This is a genomic window from Pantoea sp. SoEX (assembly GCF_009829945.1).
In the GTDB taxonomy this organism is placed as follows: domain Bacteria; phylum Pseudomonadota; class Gammaproteobacteria; order Enterobacterales; family Enterobacteriaceae; genus Pantoea_C.
The window spans coordinates 1-2,318 of sequence record NZ_SZZT01000011.1 but is presented as its reverse complement, the minus strand read 5'-3'; the positions used below and the strand labels follow the sequence as shown (position 1 = coordinate 2,318).

At 43.4% G+C, this 2,318-nt stretch carries 1 rRNA gene; it reads left to right on the top strand.

Annotated features, from left to right (window positions below):
* Window positions 1–155: 155 nt before the first annotated feature.
* A 23S ribosomal RNA gene (locus tag FD726_RS03655) occupies window positions 156–2,318 on the top strand; the annotation flags it as partial.

Here is a 2,318-nt window from a genome sequence, read left to right as displayed (position 1 = left end):
AATATGTTTTTCAGTTCTTTAACAATCTGGAGCAAGTTAAAATTAACTTAATTTATCTATAAGATAGTACATATACATTATTTTTTAATCTAAAATTATGTATAATGATTATTATAATAACTTACAATTTTTATTAAGATGCCTGTGGGTTGTGAGGTTAAGTAATTAAGCGTATACGGTGGATGCCTTGGCAGTCAGAGGCGATGAAGGACGTGCAAATCTGCGAAAAGCGTCGGCAAGGTGATATGAACCATTATAACCGGCGATATCCGAATGGGGAAACCCGATACTCTAGTGTATCATCGTTAAGTAAATTCATAGCTTAACGAAGCAAACCGGGAGAACTGAAACATCTAAGTACCCCGAGGAAAAGAAATCAACCGAGATTCCCTTAGTAGTGGCGAGCGAAAGGGGAATAGCCCAGAGCTATAAATAAATATACATGTTAATAGAATGGTCTGGAAAGTCCAACGATACAGGGTGATAGTCCCGTATATGAAAATATGTAAATTTATATGCTCAAAGAGTAAGACGAGACACGTGATATCTTGTCTGAATATGGGGGGACCATCCTCCAAGGCTAAATACTCCTGACTGACCGATAGTGAACTAGTACCGTGAGGGAAAGGTGAAAAGTACCCCAGTTAGGGGGATGAAATAGTACCTGAAACCGTGTACGTACAAGCAGTAGGAGCATCTATATAATAGATGTGACTGCGTACCTTTTGTATAATGGGTCAGCGACTTATATTCTGTAGCAAGGTTAACTGTATCTAAGGGAGCCGTAGGGAAACCGAGTCTTAACTGGGCGCTTTAGTTGCAGAATATAGACCCGAAACCCGGTGATCTAGCCATGAGCAGGTTGAAGATTGGGTAACACTAATTGGAGGACCGAACCGACTAATGTTGAAAAATTAGCGGATGACTTGTGGCTAGGGGTGAAAGGCCAATCAAACCGGGAGATAGCTGGTTCTCCTCGAAAGCTATTTAGGTAGCGCCTCGTGAATTAATCTTTGGGGGTAGAGCACTGTTTCGGCTAGGGGGCTATCCAAGCTTACTAATCCGATGCAAACTACGAATACCGATGAATGTTATCACGGGAGACACACGGCGGGTGCTAACGTCCGTCGTGGAAAGGGAAACAACCCAGACCGCCAGCTAAGGTCCCTAAATTATGATTAAGTGGAAAACGATGTGGGAAGGCTTAAACAGCCAGGATGTTGGCTTAGAAGCAGCCATCATTTAAAGAAAGCGTAATAGCTCACTGGTCGAGTCAGCCTGCGCGGAAGATGTAACGGGGCTAAATCATATACCGAAGCTGCGGCAATAATATTTTATATTATTGGGTAGAGGAGCGTTCTGTAAATCGCTGAAGGCATATTGTAAAATATGCTGGAGATATCAGAAGTGCGAATGCTGACATAAGTAACGATAAAGCGGGTGAAAAACCCGCTCGCCGAAAGACTAAGGTTTCCTGTCCAACGTTAATCGGGGCAGGGTAAGTCGATCCCTAAGGTGAGGCCGAAAGGCGTAATCGATGGGAAACAGGTTAATATTCCTGTACTTAATATTACTGCGAAGGGGGGACGAAGAAAGCTATATCATCCGAGTGATGGTTATCTCGGTTTAAACGTGTAGATGGATGTTCTAGGCAAATCCGGATCATCATTAACATCAAGGCGTGATGACTAGGTACGTAACAGTACTAAAGTGATAAATGCTACGCTTCCAAGAAAAGCCTCTAAGCTCTAGGTAATATTGAATCGTACTATAAACCGACACAGGTGGTCAGGTAGAGAATACTAAGGCGTTTGAGAGAACTCGGGTGAAGGAACTAGGCAAAATGGTGCCGTAACTTAGGGAGAAGGCACACTAACATATAGGTGAAGAGATTTACTCTTCAAGCCTAAGTTAGTCGAAGATACCAGCTAGCTGCAACTGTTTATTAAAAACACAGCACTGTGCAAACATGAAAATGGAAGTATACGGTGTGACGCCTGCCCGGTGCCGGAAGGTTAATTGATGGGGTTATCCAAATATTGGAAAAGCTCTTGATCGAAGCCCCGGTAAACGGCGGCCGTAACTATAACGGTCCTAAGGTAGCGAAATTCCTTGTCGGGTAAGTTCCGACCTGCACGAATGGCGTAATGATGGCTAGGCTGTCTCCACCCGAGACTCAGTGAAATTGAATTTGCTGTGAAGATGCAGTATACCCGCGGCAAGACGGAAAGACCCCGTGAACCTTTACTATAGCTTGGCACTGAATATTGAATATTTATGTGTAGGATAGGTGGGAGGCTTTGAAGTATAAGCGCTAG